Annotated in this window: 18 protein-coding genes; 10 read left to right on the top strand and 8 right to left on the bottom strand. The window is 69.7% G+C overall.

Annotated features, from left to right (window positions below; genetic code table 11):
- Positions 1-154: 154 nt before the first annotated feature.
- Positions 155-292: a hypothetical protein gene (locus tag LX13_RS14520; RefSeq protein ID WP_188490059.1), complete on the top strand. Its 138-nt coding sequence runs from the start codon at positions 155-157 to the stop codon at positions 290-292.
- Positions 293-297: 5 nt separating this feature from the next.
- Positions 298-768: a DUF5994 family protein gene (locus tag LX13_RS14515; RefSeq protein ID WP_253662041.1), complete on the top strand. Its 471-nt coding sequence runs from the start codon at positions 298-300 to the stop codon at positions 766-768.
- Positions 769-788: 20 nt separating this feature from the next.
- Here LX13_RS14515 and LX13_RS14510 read toward each other — a convergent pair whose 3' ends face one another.
- Complete coding sequence (locus LX13_RS14510; RefSeq protein ID WP_253662761.1) at positions 789-1,763, bottom strand: helix-turn-helix transcriptional regulator; 975 nt, start codon at positions 1,761-1,763, stop codon at positions 789-791.
- A gap of 153 nt (positions 1,764-1,916) precedes the next feature.
- On the opposite strand from LX13_RS14510, the gene LX13_RS14505 reads away from it, so the two are divergent.
- The 3 genes from LX13_RS14505 (at position 1,917) to LX13_RS14495 (ending at position 4,800) form a co-directional block, all read left to right on the top strand.
- Complete coding sequence (locus LX13_RS14505; protein ID WP_253662040.1) at positions 1,917-2,885, top strand: ATP-binding cassette domain-containing protein; 969 nt, start codon at positions 1,917-1,919, stop codon at positions 2,883-2,885.
- Positions 2,886-2,919: 34 nt separating this feature from the next.
- Entirely contained in the window at positions 2,920-3,687 is a 768-nt protein-coding gene (locus LX13_RS14500) for an ABC transporter permease (RefSeq protein ID WP_253662039.1), read from the top strand.
- 213 nt (positions 3,688-3,900) lie between these two features.
- Entirely contained in the window at positions 3,901-4,800 is a 900-nt protein-coding gene (locus LX13_RS14495) for a YdcF family protein (protein WP_253662038.1), read from the top strand.
- 19 nt (positions 4,801-4,819) lie between these two features.
- Here LX13_RS14495 and LX13_RS14490 read toward each other — a convergent pair whose 3' ends face one another.
- Positions 4,820-5,554 (bottom strand): DUF429 domain-containing protein, encoded by a 735-nt coding sequence (locus tag LX13_RS14490; protein WP_253662037.1) that lies wholly within the window; start codon positions 5,552-5,554, stop codon positions 4,820-4,822.
- Between the two features lie 68 nt (positions 5,555-5,622).
- Here LX13_RS14490 and LX13_RS14485 point away from each other — a divergent pair, with 68 nt between their 5' ends.
- Both LX13_RS14485 and LX13_RS14480 read left to right on the top strand, forming a co-directional pair.
- On the top strand, positions 5,623-5,949 hold the full coding sequence (locus LX13_RS14485) for an ArsR/SmtB family transcription factor (RefSeq protein WP_253662036.1): 327 nt from the start codon (positions 5,623-5,625) through the stop codon (positions 5,947-5,949).
- The gene (locus tag LX13_RS14480; RefSeq protein WP_253662760.1) at positions 5,940-6,641 is read left to right on the top strand and encodes a cation efflux transmembrane domain-containing protein; all 702 of its coding nucleotides are present in this window, start codon (positions 5,940-5,942) and stop codon (positions 6,639-6,641) included. Before LX13_RS14485 ends, LX13_RS14480 begins: the two co-directional genes overlap by 10 nt.
- A gap of 25 nt (positions 6,642-6,666) precedes the next feature.
- Here LX13_RS14480 and LX13_RS14475 read toward each other — a convergent pair whose 3' ends face one another.
- Positions 6,667-7,779 carry a TY-Chap domain-containing protein gene (locus LX13_RS14475; protein ID WP_253662035.1) on the bottom strand — a complete coding sequence of 371 codons (1,113 nt, stop codon included), beginning with the start codon at positions 7,777-7,779 and terminating at the stop codon, positions 6,667-6,669.
- A gap of 90 nt (positions 7,780-7,869) precedes the next feature.
- Here LX13_RS14475 and LX13_RS14470 point away from each other — a divergent pair, with 90 nt between their 5' ends.
- Positions 7,870-9,300 (top strand): acyl-CoA synthetase, encoded by a 1,431-nt coding sequence (locus LX13_RS14470; protein WP_253662034.1) that lies wholly within the window; start codon positions 7,870-7,872, stop codon positions 9,298-9,300.
- 12 nt (positions 9,301-9,312) lie between these two features.
- Here LX13_RS14470 and LX13_RS14465 read toward each other — a convergent pair whose 3' ends face one another.
- Both LX13_RS14465 and LX13_RS14460 read right to left on the bottom strand, forming a co-directional pair.
- Positions 9,313-10,047: a 2-phosphosulfolactate phosphatase gene (locus LX13_RS14465; protein ID WP_253662033.1), complete on the bottom strand. Its 735-nt coding sequence runs from the start codon at positions 10,045-10,047 to the stop codon at positions 9,313-9,315.
- Positions 10,044-10,877 (bottom strand): spermidine synthase, encoded by an 834-nt coding sequence (locus LX13_RS14460; RefSeq protein WP_253662032.1) that lies wholly within the window; start codon positions 10,875-10,877, stop codon positions 10,044-10,046. Before LX13_RS14460 ends, LX13_RS14465 begins: the two co-directional genes overlap by 4 nt.
- A gap of 70 nt (positions 10,878-10,947) precedes the next feature.
- On the opposite strand from LX13_RS14460, the gene LX13_RS14455 reads away from it, so the two are divergent.
- Positions 10,948-11,901, top strand: a complete 954-nt coding sequence (locus LX13_RS14455) for a cobalamin biosynthesis protein (RefSeq protein WP_253662031.1) — start codon at positions 10,948-10,950, stop codon at positions 11,899-11,901.
- On the opposite strand, the gene LX13_RS14450 is transcribed toward LX13_RS14455, so the two are convergent.
- From LX13_RS14450 to LX13_RS14440, 3 genes are read right to left on the bottom strand one after another with little or no spacing between them, the layout of a single operon-like run.
- Positions 11,889-12,860 carry an SURF1 family cytochrome oxidase biogenesis protein gene (locus LX13_RS14450; RefSeq protein ID WP_253662030.1) on the bottom strand — a complete coding sequence of 324 codons (972 nt, stop codon included), beginning with the start codon at positions 12,858-12,860 and terminating at the stop codon, positions 11,889-11,891. The two genes, LX13_RS14455 and LX13_RS14450, sit on opposite strands and share 13 nt — an antisense overlap.
- Positions 12,861-12,888: 28 nt before the next feature.
- Entirely contained in the window at positions 12,889-13,365 is a 477-nt protein-coding gene (locus tag LX13_RS14445; RefSeq protein ID WP_253662029.1) for a low molecular weight protein-tyrosine-phosphatase, read from the bottom strand.
- Complete coding sequence (locus LX13_RS14440; protein WP_253662028.1) at positions 13,358-14,035, bottom strand: HAD-IA family hydrolase; 678 nt, start codon at positions 14,033-14,035, stop codon at positions 13,358-13,360. The genes LX13_RS14445 and LX13_RS14440 overlap by 8 nt, the downstream gene beginning before the upstream one ends.
- Positions 14,036-14,065: 30 nt before the next feature.
- Here LX13_RS14440 and cobC point away from each other — a divergent pair, with 30 nt between their 5' ends.
- Positions 14,066-15,118: an Rv2231c family histidinol phosphate aminotransferase CobC gene (cobC, locus tag LX13_RS14435; protein ID WP_253662027.1), complete on the top strand. Its 1,053-nt coding sequence runs from the start codon at positions 14,066-14,068 to the stop codon at positions 15,116-15,118.

Genomic DNA, 15,118 nt, shown 5'->3' with positions numbered 1-15,118 from the left:
ATCGTCCGCACGGAAGGCCACCGGTGTAGCGTGAGGCACAGGTTCACCATCTGTCGCTCTCCGGCAGACGTCTCAACCCCGCGATGGTCGGCATCCTTCGATCGTCGCCTCTGAAAACAAGCGGCGCATCTCTTCGCGCCCTGTGAGGATCACCATGGATTACACGCAACTCTTCTCGCACACGGCAGTGGCCGAAGCGCCCGCCGAGTCCAGCGACGCGTCAGTACGCAACCCCACCTTCTCCGACGCCGAGAATGCGGACAAGCATCCGCATTCCGCCTCTGACCACTGATCACCGTGGGTGAGGTCGATCGGCGCAGCGCACAGCCGGTTCGACTTGCCCTGTCCGAGGTCGCGGGACGCGACGTCGACGGAGCGTGGTGGCCGCAGACCAACAGGGTCGCCGGCGAACTCCCGCACCTCATGCTCGCGCTCGCGTCGCGGGTCGGTGCGGTCGAGGGAATCGGCGTGAACTGGACGAACACGTCCGCCTTCCCCAACTTCAATGCCGCCGAGTTCCCCGCACATCCCGGGACCCCGGCGTCGATCGATCTCCATCTGATGGTCATCACCGGGAGTCTGCGCCGGATAACGTTGTTGCTCATACCGTTCCGGACCTCGGTGCGTCTGGCCACCCTGGTGCTGCGCGAAGCGGTGGCGCTACCGATCCCGATGGACCTGCTCGACACCCGGGCGCACATGGCTGCGCGTCGGATCGTGCAGAGTGCCCAGACGCAGGCGGCCGACGGGCGCGCGAAAACCGGTTGAGCGCAGCGGGCCGGTTCGCATCACCGCACCGCGGACCGGTACCGCAGGCTCATCTGCTCGTGATAGCGCGCCACCTCGACGCATTCGTCGGCGAGTTCGGGCGGATCCACCACGGTGAAGTCCGCCCCGAATGCGCGCAGCCATCGTGCGATCGAGGTCATCGACGTACCGAACAGCGTTATCTCGCAACTCGTCTCGTCACCGGTCTCGACCACGCCCCAGTCGCCGTCGACCATGGGTGCGACGTCCTCGATCGGAGCGTGGATCCGAACCCGCGCGCTCGTCGTGCGCCAGAGCGCGCCGATGCTGGCCGCGACATGGGCCGCCGCACCGCCCTCGGGTAGTGGCCGCGGCGAGAACCGCGGTCCGGTGGGGATCTTGGGCGTCATCCGATCGACCCGGAACGATCGCCAGTCCTCCCGGCTGATGTCCCACGCCACCAGATACCAGCGAAAGCCACTGCGCACGAGTCGATATGGTTCGACCTCGCGTCGGCTGGCCTGTTCCGAGCGGTCGAGATAGTCGAAGCGCAGCCGCTCGACCCGGTGACAGCATGCCGCGATGTCGGAGAGGGTGCCCGCGTCGACCGACGATCGCGACGCCGGCGACGCGACCGTGTCGACCTGCAGGGAGTCGAGCCGATGCCGTAGCCGCGACGGCATCACCTGCCGCAGCTTCTGCAGTGCCCGGATGGCCGCATCATCGAGTCCGGTCACCGAACCTGTTGCTGCCGATTGCAATCCGAGCGCGACCGCCAAAACCTCCTGATCGTCGAGGAGCAGCGGTGGCATCTCCGCGCCCGCGCCGAGCTGGTACCCGCCGCCCACGCCCACCGTCGCGTCGACCGGATAACCCAGTTCGCGGAGTCGGTCGACGTCGCGTCGCACCGTCCGCGTGGTCACGTTGAGTCGAGCGGCGAGGTCGCCGCCGGACCAGTCGCGCCGCATCTGGAGAAGTGACAGCAGCCGCAACAGCCGCGCGGAGGTCTCCATCACCATGTCGTGCCCCGTTCGTAGAGGTGTCTGCATTCCCACCGAAAGTATCTATCGAATTGAGGACCGAACGCGTCCTCAATAAATCCTAACGTCCATCGCAGCAGGTCGACGCCGGCCTCGCGGATCAATCGACGCAGACGACAGGAGTAGACGATGGCGACCATCGAGGTACGCGAGCTCACGAAGACGTTCACGCAGGGCAAGAGCAGAGTCGACGCGGTCAGGGGGATCTCGCTCGACGTCGCCGGCGGCGAGCTCGTCGCGCTGCTGGGTCCCAACGGCGCAGGCAAGTCGACCACGCTGCGCATGCTCACCACGCTGCTGCGGCCGACCTCCGGATCGGCGCGGTTGGGCGGTCACGACGTCGCCACCGCCCCGGAACTCGTGCGGCGCAGCATCGGCTACGTCGGTCAGGGCAACGGCGCCGGTCACAACCAGCGCGTCCGCGAAGAGCTGATCACCCAGGGCCGTTGCTTCGGTATCGGCAAGCGCAACAGCATCACCCGTGCAGACGAGCTCGTCGGCGCGTTGGATCTGGGCGAGCTCGTGGACCGCAGGGTGGGCACTCTGTCCGGTGGGCAGCGCCGCCGGCTCGACATCGCGCTGGGGATCGTCCACCGGCCCTCGATCCTGTTCCTCGACGAGCCGACCACGGGTATGGACCCCCAGAGCCGCGCGAACCTGTGGGAACACATCGGGATGTTGCGTCGCTCGACCGGCGCCACGATCGTGCTCACGACCCACTACCTCGACGAGGCGGACGCGATGGCCGAGCGGGTGGTGGTGATCGATCACGGGACGGTCATCGCCGACGATTCGGCGGCAACCCTCAAGGACACGCTCGCCGGCGACCGTGTCCGGCTCGGCGCGGCAGCCACGGATCTCGCCCAGATCGCAGGTATGGCTGAGGTATTCACCGAGACCCGTGGTGTCGAGGTCCTCGGTGACCAGGGTCTGGTCGAGATCGTCGCCACCGGCGCGGGGCACCTTCTCCCGCGCCTGATCGTCGAGGCGCAACGCCGCGGCGTGGAGGTGACCTCCGCGACCGTCTCGCGCCCCACTCTCGACGATGTCTTCCTGTCCCTGACCGGCCGAAGCCTGCGCGAACACGCAGCGGCCTGATCGACCACCACACCGAAAGTTTCAGGAGCCCACCATGAGTGCATCCACCATCGCCCGCGACAGCTCGATCGTCATGATCCGCGAGCTGCGACCGACCATTCGTGATCCGTTCACGGTCATCTTCAGCCTCGTGCAACCGCTGATCCTGCTCGCCCTGTTCGGTCCATTGCTGAAATCGGTGCCCGGTGCCGGATCCGGGAACGTGTGGAACTGGTTCATCCCCGGCGTCCTGGTCATGATCGCGATCTTCGGGACATCGATGACCGGGTCGAACCTGCTCGCCGAGATGCAGCAGGGGAGTCACGAGCGGATGCTGGTGACGCCGCTCGCGCGTTCGTCGTTGTTGATCGGTCGCGCGATGAAGGAGATGATCCCGCTGGCGGCACAGGCCGTGATCATCCTGGCCATCGGTCTGCCCCTGGGTTTCGGGGTCGACGTCGGTGGCGCGGTGCTGGGGATCGCGATACTCGGGATCTTCGGCGTGGGTCTCGGGGCGTTGTCGTACAGCCTGGCTCTGGCTGTGCGACAACAGGACTGGGTGTTCTGGACCGTGCAGCAGACGCTGATGTTCCCGCTGCTGATCCTGTCCGGGACGATGCTCCCGCTCGACTCCGCGCCGCGCTGGATGCGCGTTCTCGTCGACGTCAACCCGCTGGCGTACGTCGTCGACGCCGAGCGAGCCCTGTTCAGCGGGTCCTTCGATCCGCGGGTTGTCGGTGAGGGTGTGCTGGCGGCGATCGCGGTCGCCGTCGTGGGCCTCGCGGTGGGGATTCGAGGTGTCGGATCCGCCGGGCGACAGTGATCGCAGGATCAGGACGAACCGGTCCGACGACGCGCGGACGTGATGCCGGGTTGTTACGCATATGAAACCACTTTGAGCTCTGCTGACCCAGGGGTCCCAGTAGTCTCGTCTTCGTCCCCGGGTCGCCTGACGTCGGGACCGCGCGCAACGACGCCCGCGTCAGTCGACGGCCGTCACGGCCGTGGCCGTCCGTCACCTCAGAGGAGCATCGTCATGCAGTTGTGGTCCCGTGTCCGTCGACTCGGCCTGGTGATCGGCGCCCTGGCGGTCATCACCACCGGTGTCGGTGCCACCCAGGTGCTGGTGGCGCCCGCGCCCGCGTCGGCGAAACCGGCCCCGTCGGTGACCCTCTACAACTCCGCGCAGGGCAAGTTCTCCAACGGGAACGTCGCCGGTGGACTCGCCGATCTGGCCGCACTCGTGCGCGTTGCCCCCAATGACCGCCAGGCGCTTGCGCTGCAGGCCATCTGGGCCGACTACGCCTACGACTTCCCGACCAAGGCGAGCGCACTCGCGCGTCTCAACGCGGTCTCACCCGCGACGGCCCGTGGGGTCGGCGGGGTGTTCGGCGCTATCGGTGCCGGCATCGCCACGGTTCCCAACCCGTTGCCGGGCATCATCGGCCCCCGCACGGCCATCGTGGCGCTCGGCTACGGGTTGCTGCCCAACGGCACGATGCGACCCGAACTGATCCAACGGTTGAACAAGACCTGGGTGCAGGCCCTGGTCGCGCCTTTCTCCCCGGTCATCGTCACCGGTGGTGCGCCGCAGAACGGTGTGACCGAGGCGGCCGCGATGAAGAGGTGGCTGATCGGTCGCGGTATCCCCGCGTCCCGGATCATCGCCGAGACGCGCGCCGGGTCCACGGTCGCCAACGCGCTCAACAGCGCCGCGATCATCAGGTCGCGCGGACTGGCGAACGCGATCATCGTGAGCAGCGCCAACCACCTGCGGCGCGCGGTTGCCGACTTCGTCGTGGCCGGTGTGCCGGTGGTGGGTACCACCACCCAGTTCGACGGGTGGGCGCCGGAGATCCTGCCGCCCGCGCGTGACGCGCAGCGGGGGATATACCTCGACGTGACCCGAACCTTCGGTCTGCCTGCCGGTCGCTGACCGGATCGACCGGGCGAGGTCAGTCCGTCGCGAGGTCTGACAGCGCGATGTCGGGCAGGTGGATCCAGCCCTCGCGTACCGCCACCTCTCGCTGGGGTCCGGTCGGCAGGTGGGTCCGCCTGATCGCCGCGGCGCGAGCCAGGAAAGCGGCCAGCACCGCGTCGAAGGCGTCGTCGCTGTGCATACACAGATCGTGATGCGTGCCCAGGTCGAACCACGGTGCGGCATCGACGAACTGGCCGACGAGGGTCCTGCGGACGGCGTCGTTGGCGCGGCCTTTGTATCCCCGTGACGTGAGTCCCCAGGTGGACAGGGCCGCCGCCGGATAGGCCTCGACAGCACGGCCGTCGACCCGGTCGGTGACGTCGAGTGCGGCCAACACGCCCACGCATCTCAACGCGACGTGGGCGATCAGGTCGGCGGAGACACTCAGTGGGATGAGGCCGGTCCGCTCACGGACCACGTCGTCGGTGGTCCGGCGGACGAGTGGTCCGCGCGCCGCGCGGGTGTTCAGCGGTCCGTGGGTAGGGGCGCCGTGTCGGTGGTGGGCGGAGATGAAGGCGACGAACTCGTCCGGCCACCCGAACGGCGAGTCGATGCCGACCCGTGCCGCGCCCTGTGACGCCGCGACCAGGTCGTCGTCGGTGGCGCCGAGTCGGACATCGACGAGCGTCGCCTGCCCGTTCTGCCAGTCGACGGTGGCGACGGCGGTTTTCGCCGGCTCCGCGGCGAGGTCGACACCCACTGTTCGCATGGCCTCACGCTAGCGGGACTGCAGTACAGGGTTCTCTGAATACAGATATGGCTGTACGGTCATCGACCATGGATGTCCTGGCGAACGTGTCGGTGCTGGCCAGATTCGGGCACGCGTTGTCTGACGAGACGCGGGCGCGGATCCTGCTCGCGCTGGCCGACGGCTCGCGGTACCCCGCCGATCTCGCCGACGACCTCGGGGTCAGTCGACAAAAACTGTCGAATCACCTGGCGTGTCTGCGGGGTTGCGGCCTGGTCGTCGCCGCTCCCGAGGGCCGCCGAACCCGTTACGAGCTCGCGGACCCCACGATCGGACAGGCGATCGCCGACCTGGTGACCGTCGTGCTCGCGGTGGATCCGGCGTGCTGTGCCGACTCCGCGAGCGGATGTTGCTGATGAGCGACAACGCCACGACGTCGCCCACGCCGCTGACGGACACGCGCCGACGTCTGCTGTCCCGACGTATACAGATCCTGGTCGCGGCGACGATCACCTACAACGTGATCGAGGCGGCGGTGGCCCTGACCGAGGGCGCGCGGGTGTCGTCGACCGCTCTCGTCGGTTTCGGGCTCGACTCGGTGATCGAGGTGTCCTCGGCCGCAGCGGTGGCCTGGCAGTTCTCCGCGTCCGACCCGCAGCGCCGCGAGCGCACCGCGCTACGGATCATCGCGGTGTCGTTCTTCGCACTGGCCGCCTACGTCTCGGTGGACGCGGTCGGTTCCCTCGTCGGCACTTCGAACGCCGAGCACTCCCGGATCGGCATCGGGCTGGCCGCGGTGAGCCTCGCCGTCATGCCCGGGCTCTCCTGGCTGCAGCGCAGGGCGGGTCGCGAGCTCGGATCGCGTTCTGCGGTGGCCGATTCGAAGCAGACCCTGCTCTGCACCTACCTGTCCGCCGTCCTCCTGGTCGGTCTGGTGCTCAACAGTGTGCTCGGGTGGTCGTGGGCCGATCCGATCGCCGCGTTGGTCATCGCGGCGGTCGCGGTGCGAGAGGGCCGGGCGGCGTGGCGGGGCGACGCCTGCTGCGCGGTGCCTGCGCCGCGATCGGCCACCACCTCGACGGGGTCGGGGTGCGACTGCTGCGACTGACCCCGCGGCGAGCGCGGCGCGCGGGTCACGCGCTCGGCGACACCGACATCCGCAACGCGGCGCCGACCGTCGCGTAGGTCGCGTCCCAGACCTGCGCCTCCCGGAACGCCGTCGCACTGCCGTCGGCGTCGTCGGCGGATCGTCGCCGGTCGGCCCAGTCCATCCAGGAGATCGACCGACGACGGCAGAGGTCGAGTGAGTCCAGGAGTTCTGCGTGACCCAGTCCGACGAGATCGTTCAACTCGTCGGACCCGACGCGTCGGTCGTCGCGGTGACGTCGGATCACGGCGCGCAGTGCGGGCGGTACCTCGGTGGGGGTGTCGTCGCCGGGGCGTACGAGCGCGTCGACGACCGACCGGTACCCGTCGCGCATGAAGTCGTGCCAGCGGTCGAGTGCCGCGATCATCGACCGCGTCGGACGATCGCCGAGGTCGACGGCGAGTTCCACGTCCACCAGCGTGCCCTCGGAGACGAGTTCGAGCCCCGGCCACCTGTCGACGAGAACGCGTGCGACCTCGAGTCGGGCCGGATCGACGACGCCCCGGATGGTGGTCCAGAGCAGGGCGCTGCGCTCGACCTCCCACAGTTGTAGTTGCACCAACGCCTCCGGGTAGCGCAGCTCCAGGGCCTGGTAGTGGTCCACCTCGACCGACCCGGCCAACCGCTCGTGCACCACCCGGCGGACGGTCCGTCCGATGCCGCCCGCGGGGTGGTCGGCCATGGCTGCGGCCCGCGAACCCGGGGTGATCGCGGGTACCGACCGCACCGCACGCAGGAAGCTCGGGTGGGTGATGCCCCACACGGTGCGGGCCACCACGATCACGGAGTCGACGAGATCGGCCGGCGCCTGTGAGGACGCGAGTCCGGTGAGGTGACGTTCCCCGGTTCGCGACCATCCCCCTGCGAGTGCGGCCTGGTCGACGTCCGCATCGACCGTGAGCACCGCGCAGACCACCCCGGCATGCAGGCGACGCACCGTCAGGTCGGGCGCGGAGTCGGCGTCTGCCCGCTCGCGCCGGAACGAGACCACCTCGTCGTCGGTGATCCCGGACAGTCGGGACACCAGCGACCGATGGAAACGCGACCACGCGCGATCGATCTCGTCGTCGAATTCGAGATCGGTGAGGGGCAAGGACATGGCGACTCCCAAGTGGCGGTGGAACGATGTGGCGACCCTACGATCGGCCACCGACAGAGTGCGTCCGTGCCGGTGTGCCACAGTGATCTGGTGCTCCTCCCACTCCTGACCCCCGACGTCGTCGCAGGCCGTTCGGACGTGTCCGACGCGGTCACCATCGGCGACGAGGTGTTCTCCCGCAGTGACCTCGTCGGCGCCGCGACGTCGACCGCCGAACGCCTGGGCGCCGTCAGCCGCGTCGCGATCGAGGCGGTCCCGTCGATGCAGACGTGCATCGCGGTCACCGGCGCGCTCATGGCCGGCGTGGTGGTGGTTCCGGTGGCGCCCGACAGCGGGTCGGCCGAACTCCACCACATCCTCGACGACTCCGGCGCGCAGGCGTGGCTGGGAGCGACACCGACCGATGCATGCGGTCGGCCGCACATCCCGGTCCGCCTCTACGCCCGGTCCTGGCACCGGCATCCGCAGCCGCGGGCGGGCGCCCCGGCGATGGTGATGTACACCTCGGGGACCACGGGTCCGCCCAAGGGCGTGGTGATGACGCACGGTGCCATCGCGGCGGGGATCGACGCGCTGTCGCAGGCCTGGCAGTGGACGTCGCAGGACACGCTCGTGCACGGTCTGCCGCTGTTCCACGTCCACGGACTGATCCTCGGTCTGCTCGGACCCCTGCGGATCGGTGGACGTCTGGTGCACACCGTGAAACCGACCCCGGAGAACTACGCGGCACATCCCGGCAGCATCTACTTCGGTGTGCCGACGGTGTGGTCGCGCGTGGCCGCCGCGCCGGAGCACGCGCGGGCGCTGCGCTCGGCCCGCCTGCTCGTCTCGGGCAGTGCGCCGTTGCCGCCCACGGTGTTCGAGGCCCTGCGCGAACTGACCGGTCACGAGCCGGTGGAGCGGTACGGGATGACCGAGACACTCATCACCATCAGCACACGCGCCGACGGTGATCGCCGGCCCGGCTGGGTGGGCCTACCCGTCGAGGGTGTCGAGACCCGTCTGCGTGACGACACCGGGGCCGATCTACCGCACGACGGCGAGGCCGTCGGCGAACTGCTCGTGCGTGGGCCGATGGTGGCCTCGGGATATCTCGACCGGCCGGAGGCGACGGCGCAGTCGTGGCTGCCCGACGGGTGGTTCGCCACCGGCGACGCCGCCCTCATCGACGGTGACGGCATGCACCGGATCGTGGGTCGGATGTCGACCGACCTCATCAAGTCCGGCGGCTACCGTGTCGGCGCGGGTGAGATCGAGGGGTCGTTGCTCGGTCACGAATCCGTCGGTGAGGTCGCCGTGGTCGGTGTCGACGACGACGACCTCGGCCAGCGGATCGTGGCGTTCGTGGTCCGGTCGGCCGACGACACGACCGATCCGGACGCGTTGGCTCGGACGCTGATCGATCATGTGGCGCAATCGCTCTCGGCGCACAAGCGTCCCCGGGAGGTCCGCTTCGTCGACGACCTGCCCCGCAACGCCATGGGCAAGGTGGTCAAGAAGAAGTTGTTGACCGACGGCTGACGAGCGGGTGGCTCACCGCGTGGCGCGGTAGACGTCGCCGTCCATCACCGGGACCACATCGGACGCCCCGATCTCGGCGGCGACCCGGACGTCGTCGACGAAACCGAGTGCATGTAGTTCGCGACCACTGACCGTGTCGTGCAACGTCTCCGACGCGTCGGCGGCGACACCCCGCCACGCGTGAACTGCCGCCGACGCCTCCGGCGACAGGTCCGGACGGCCGCGGCGCGTGAGGGCGTCGAGGACTGCCCCCGCGCCCCACAGGTCCTCCACCGCAGGACGGAGTGACCCGTCCTCCCACCGTTCGCCCGCGGCGATGACCGCCACGGCGGCGTCGGGATGATCGCGCTGCACGAGGGCTGCCACGGCGTCGGCGTTGCGCAGGGATCCCGCGATCACCGCACGCCCGTCGGCGCGGAGCAGACGGGAGATCGTCGAGCCGTTGGGAGACGGCAGCACCAGTCGCCGCGGTGGGTCGACGCATCGTCGGATGCTGTCCGGCGACAACGAGATCGACGTGCGATCGAGCCGGTCCCGACGTTGCGCGAGCACCGCGTCGTGCTCATCGGCGAAGCTCTGCGCGCTGTCGTGGTCGTACTGGAAGGGCAGCACCGTCACGCCCCGCTCGCAGGCGACCCCCACGGTGGTCGTGAACGACAGGACGTCGACCACCACCGCGACACCGACCTCACGCGGGAGGTGACGGACGCCGGCCGTGCCCCAGTCGAGCAGCAGGCTCCCGTTCACCTCTGGCCGGCCGCGAGGATCGCATCGGTCAGCGGCGCTGCGGCGCGGGCGAACTCGGCCGCCTGTCCCGCGGCACGGATCCCGGCGGGTACGGCGCCGGCGAGCAGTTGCTTCACCAGTGCCGGGGTCGAGTCCATCGGACCGTCGCTGCCGGCGATGATGACGTTGCCGTAGCGGCGACCCTTGAGCATGGCGGGGTCGGCGATGATCGCGACGTTCTCGAAGCGGTCGGCGACGGTGGCGGTCTGGGCACGGGCGTGCGCGAGATCGCGGGTGTCGGCGCAGTTGACGAGATAGAGGCCGCCGGGACGGAGCACCCGGTGGACCTCGGCGGTGAACTCGACGGTGGTCAGATGCGGCGGCGTCACCGCCCCGGCGAAGACGTCGCGGATCACCACGTCACGACTGTCGTCGGTCAGCGACGCCGTCACCGTGCGCGCGTCGCCGACCCGCACGCGCAGGACCGGCGCACGGGGCAGGTCGAACTGTTCGCGGATCAGGGTCGCCAACGCGGCGTCGACGTCCACCGCGACGTGACGGGAACGAGGGAAGCGGTCGATGAGATAGCGGGGGAGTGAACACGCACCCGCACCGAGATGCAGTATCCGCAGGGCCTCCTCGCGATCGTGTCGCGCCTCGATGACGGCCACCATCCACCGCATGTACTCGAAGTCGAGGCGACGCGGATCGTCGGGATCGATGTGCGAGCTCTGCACACCGTTGATCTCCACGAGCCATCCGGCACCGTCGTCGTCGCGGGTGATGGCGCAGGTCCCGGTGTCGATCGGGTAGACGCCGGCACTAGGTTCGGTGTTCCGACGGCTGGCCACCCGACCGACCCTATCGGTGCACCGCGGGTACGGCGTGGTCTCGTCGACGCGGGGTGGGAAGGTTGTGGAGATGCGTACCGACCCCACCACCCTCTCACCGGCGTCCGCGCGCGCCCTCGGACTGGCGGTCGGCGTCGTGCTCGACCGCGCACTCGGCGACCCCGCTCGATTCCATCCGGTCGCCGGTATGGGCAGTCTCGCCGGTCGAGCCGAGCGCGCCCTCTACGCCGACACCCGTTCTGCGGGCGTGATGTTCACCGCGCTGTGCGTGGGATCCGCTGTCGCGGTGGGCGTGCCCGCCGACCGTCGTGGGGGCCTCGTGCGCTGTGTGGCGACCGCGGCGTCGACATGGGCGGTCCTCGGGGGCACGAGCCTTGCCCGTGTCGGTGGCGACATCGCCGACGCGCTCGAGCGCGACGACGTCGACGCCGGTCGGGCTCTCATCCCGAGCCTGTGCGGACGTGACCCGCTGAGTCTCGACGGGCAGGGCATGGTCCGTGCCGCGCTGGAGTCGGTCGCGGAGAACACCTCCGATGCGACCGTCGCGCCGCTGGCTTGGGGTGCGATCGCCGGGGTGCCGGGGCTGCTCGGCTACCGGATGATCAACACCCTCGATGCGATGGTCGGGTACCGGTCGCCGCGACACCTCCGGTTCGGGTGGGCGTCGGCACGTCTCGACGACGTCGCCAACCACCTACCCGCCCGCCTCACCGGGGTGCTCATCGTCGTCGTCGGCCCGCGGCGGCGCGACGCACTGCGGGCGTGGCGCCGCGACGCGCATCGCCACCCGAGTCCCAATGCGGGAGTGGTCGAGTCGACGTTCGCGGGGGCACTGGGAGTCGGACTGGGCGGCACCACCGTGTATCGGCATCGCACCGAGGAACGTCCCCGTCTGGGGGACGGACCACCACCGAGCCTGACCGATCTGCACCGGGCGGTCACGCTGTCCCGACGGGTGCAGCTGGCGGCCGCGGTCGTCGCGACGCTCACCCCGCTGGTGGTACGACGGCGTCAGTCGCCGTAGCGGCTCGCCAGCTTCTCCCGGATCCGGTCCGGGGCCTCCTGCTGGTCCGGTCCGGCGCCGATCGTGCCCTTGACCCGTGTCTGGCCCATACCCGACGACGAGGCCTTCGTCAGGGTCTGACGCCGCTCGCGCGATCGTTTGACCGGTGCGTCGGGCACATCGGGCAGCGCGTCGGCGGCGTTGGCCCCGAGTCGGGCCTCGACCTCGGCGCGCTGTCTGGCCGTGGCACGGCGGTGCTTGATCTCGGAGTACACGAAGTAGAACAGCCCGAGTGGTGCCATCACGCCGAACGCCAGCCACTGCAGGCCGTAGGAGAGATACGGGCCCGAGTCGAGCTGCGGGATGGGTATCTCGGCGAGCGAGCCGGGCTGGCCGGAGGAGAGCTGCAGGTAGGCGGGCATCGCGGACAGGCCCACCTGCGTACCGAGGACGGCCGGGTCGATCGTGTACACCTGCAGGACGCCGGCCTCGATGCGCGGACCACGCCCGGGACTGGTGCCCTCGGGGGCTCGGATCCGTGCCTCGATCGAGGTCGGGGTGGACGGCGCCACGCTCACCGGCGGCAGTGCGGTGCCCTGCTGCGGCCGGACGTATCCACGGTTGACGACGAACACGCGACCGTCGTCGGCGCGGAACGGTGTCAGGACCTCGAAGGCGGGGCTGTCGTCGACCGATCGCAGACGCACGACGGCCTGCTTGTCGGGCAGGTACTGCCCCGACAGCGTGACCTCACGCCACTCGGTGTCGGTCGGGATCGGCCCGGTGCCCGGGTACACGGTCCCGATGTCGACGGCGCTCTTCGTCACCGCGCTCTTGATCAGGTCGTTCTGGTGCTCGGTGCGGGTGTTCTTGCCCAGCTGCCAGGGCGCGAGGACCCAGAAGCACGCGAGGGCGAACCCGACCACCACGATCGCGAGCGCCACCCACCCGGGGCGGACGAACGCGCGCAGGATTCGCATGGTTCAACGGTACGTCACACGGCGCGCGTCACCGCTGCGTGAGCTGCTCCCGCACCCACGCGAGTAGGCCCGGGGTGGCCGCCTCGACCTGGGCCCGGACGGTCGCGAAGTCCTCGGGGCCGCCGTAGTAGGGGTCGGCGACATCGAGGTCGTCGCCGGCGTCGGGGTCGAAGCTGCGGAGCAGGCGACTGCGATCGGCGAGCTTCTTCTTCGTCAGCGCACGCAGATGTCCGGAATCCATGGCCACGAGCAGGTCGGCCGAGGTGTGTTCGGGACCGATCGCCGCTGCGACGTGCTCGTCATCGTGACCGCTGCGACGCAGCTCGGTGCGGGCCCGGTCGTCGGCGGGTTCGCCGACGTGCCAGGCGCCGGTGCCGCAGCTGTCCACCAACACCAGGTCGGCGAGTCCGGCGTCGCGGACGGCGTCACGAAAGATGTTCTGCGCCATGGGCGACCTACAGATGTTTCCCGAGCACACGAATGTGACGTGACAACGCTCAGACACCCAGCACCTCTCGCAGTTCCTCGACCGTCCCGACCACCCACCGGGCGCCGTCGGATTCACCTTCGAGAGCGTAACCCCACCCGACAAGCACTGCAGGGATGCCGAATTCGCCTGCGCCGTCGATGTCGTGCTCCCGATCGCCGATGATCACCACGTCGGTCGTACGGTCGTCCGAGGTCGCGACGCCCAGGTGGCCCAGGGCGTGGGCGACGACGTCGCTCTTGGTCCGACGCGACCCGTCGTCGCTGGCGCCCGCGATGTACTCGAAGTGGTCGGCCAGTCCGAAATGGGTGAGTATCCGCCGCGCGGTGGTCTGGTTCTTCGACGTCGTGATCGCCATCCGTCGCCCCGCGGCCTGCAGGTCGGCCAGCACCGCGGCCATCTCCGGGAACACCGAGTTCTCCAGCCAGCCGACCTCGTTGTAGCGGGTGCGGTAGGCGGCCATCGCGGCGTCGGCCGACTCGCCGGCGAGTCCGAGGGAGTTCAACGTGTCCAGCATGGGCGGACCGGCGATCCCCGCGAGCAGGGCCGGATCCGGATCCGGGTGCCCCACCACGGTCAGGGCATGGCGAAAGCTGTTGGCGATCCCGTCGAACGAGTCGGTGATGGTCCCGTCGAGGTCGAACAGCAACAACGTCGACGGATGGGCGGGGTCGATGGTGAGCGGCACCGCCTCATTCTCCCCGTAGGCTGGACCGCTGTGACATTCGGTGTGGTGCGTCCCGACGAGACGGACGCGGATCTGACCGCGCTCGACCGGCACGGTGACGTCGACGCGACCGCGGGCATGGTCGACTTCGCGGTCAACGTCCGGGGTGAGACCCCCGCCTGGCTGCGCGACGAACTGCGCCACCGGGTCGACGACGTGGCCCGCTATCCCTCCCGGGCCGACGAACTCGCCGCGACGACCGCGGTGGCCGAGGCACATGGTCGGCCCGCGTCGGAGATCCTGCTGCTCGCCGGTGCGGCCGAGGGGTTCGCACTCCTGCCGAACCTGCGCCCCCGCCGCGTCGCGCTCGTCCAACCGTCGTTCACCGAGCCCGAACGCGTCCTGCGGTCGGCGGGCATCGACATCGATCAGGTGGTCGTGAGCGAACCGTGGGGACTCGACACCGCCGAGATCGACGACGCCGTCGACATGGTCGTGCTCGGCAACCCCACCAATCCGACCTCGGTGCTGCATCCGCGCTCGGCCGTCGAGGCCCTCCGCCGACCCGGCCGGATCATCGTGGTCGACGAGGCGTTCGCGGACGTGACCGTCGGGGAGCCGGAGAGCCTCGCGTCGTCGCGATTCGACGACGTCATCGTCATCCGCAGCATCACCAAGACGTTCGCGCTCGCCGGCCTGCGGGCGGGGTACCTCCTCGCCGCCGCGCCGGTCGTCGCGCGACTCGCCGCGACCCGGCCGCACTGGGCGCTGGGCACGCTGCAACTCGCCGCGCTCGAGATGTGCCTGGGCGAGCGCGGGCACGCGCATGCGTACCGGGAGGCGCAGACGGTCACCGCCGACCGCGACGCGATGGTCGCCGCGCTGACCGAGGCCGGGATCGAGGTGTGCGGGACCCCGGCCGCGTCGTTCGTGGTGGTCCGGGTCGCCGACGGGACATCGGTCAAGGAGCACCTCGCGCAGCGCGGAGTCGCGGTCCGTTCATGCGCCAACTTCGTCGGTATGACGCCCGATCATCTGCGTCTGGCCGTGCGGGATCCCGCCACGGTGCGCCGCCTGCTCGACGCCTGGAAGGACGTGATCTGA

It is taken from the genome of Williamsia maris, assembly GCF_024171815.1.
GTDB classification, from domain to species: domain Bacteria; phylum Actinomycetota; class Actinomycetes; order Mycobacteriales; family Mycobacteriaceae; genus Williamsia_A; species Williamsia_A maris.
The sequence above is the reverse complement of the archived record's forward strand: the minus strand, read 5'-3'. Positions and strand labels throughout refer to the sequence as shown.

What these genes read in the sequence shown, in the direction of transcription:
- LX13_RS14520 (WP_188490059.1), top strand. Translation starts at nt 155, where the DNA reads ATGGATTACACGCAACTCTTCTCGCACACGGCAGTGGCCGAAGCGCCC.
- LX13_RS14505 (WP_253662040.1), top strand. Translation starts at nt 1,917, where the DNA reads ATGGCGACCATCGAGGTACGCGAGCTCACGAAGACGTTCACGCAGGGC.
- LX13_RS14500 (WP_253662039.1), top strand. Translation starts at nt 2,920, where the DNA reads ATGAGTGCATCCACCATCGCCCGCGACAGCTCGATCGTCATGATCCGC.
- LX13_RS14495 (WP_253662038.1), top strand. Translation starts at nt 3,901, where the DNA reads ATGCAGTTGTGGTCCCGTGTCCGTCGACTCGGCCTGGTGATCGGCGCC.
- LX13_RS14490 (WP_253662037.1), bottom strand. Translation starts at nt 5,554, where the DNA reads ATGCGAACAGTGGGTGTCGACCTCGCCGCGGAGCCGGCGAAAACCGCC.
- LX13_RS14485 (WP_253662036.1), top strand. Translation starts at nt 5,623, where the DNA reads ATGGATGTCCTGGCGAACGTGTCGGTGCTGGCCAGATTCGGGCACGCG.
- LX13_RS14480 (WP_253662760.1), top strand. Translation starts at nt 5,940, where the DNA reads ATGTTGCTGATGAGCGACAACGCCACGACGTCGCCCACGCCGCTGACG.
- LX13_RS14475 (WP_253662035.1), bottom strand. Translation starts at nt 7,779, where the DNA reads ATGTCCTTGCCCCTCACCGATCTCGAATTCGACGACGAGATCGATCGC.
- LX13_RS14455 (WP_253662031.1), top strand. Translation starts at nt 10,948, where the DNA reads ATGCGTACCGACCCCACCACCCTCTCACCGGCGTCCGCGCGCGCCCTC.
- LX13_RS14450 (WP_253662030.1), bottom strand. Translation starts at nt 12,860, where the DNA reads ATGCGAATCCTGCGCGCGTTCGTCCGCCCCGGGTGGGTGGCGCTCGCG.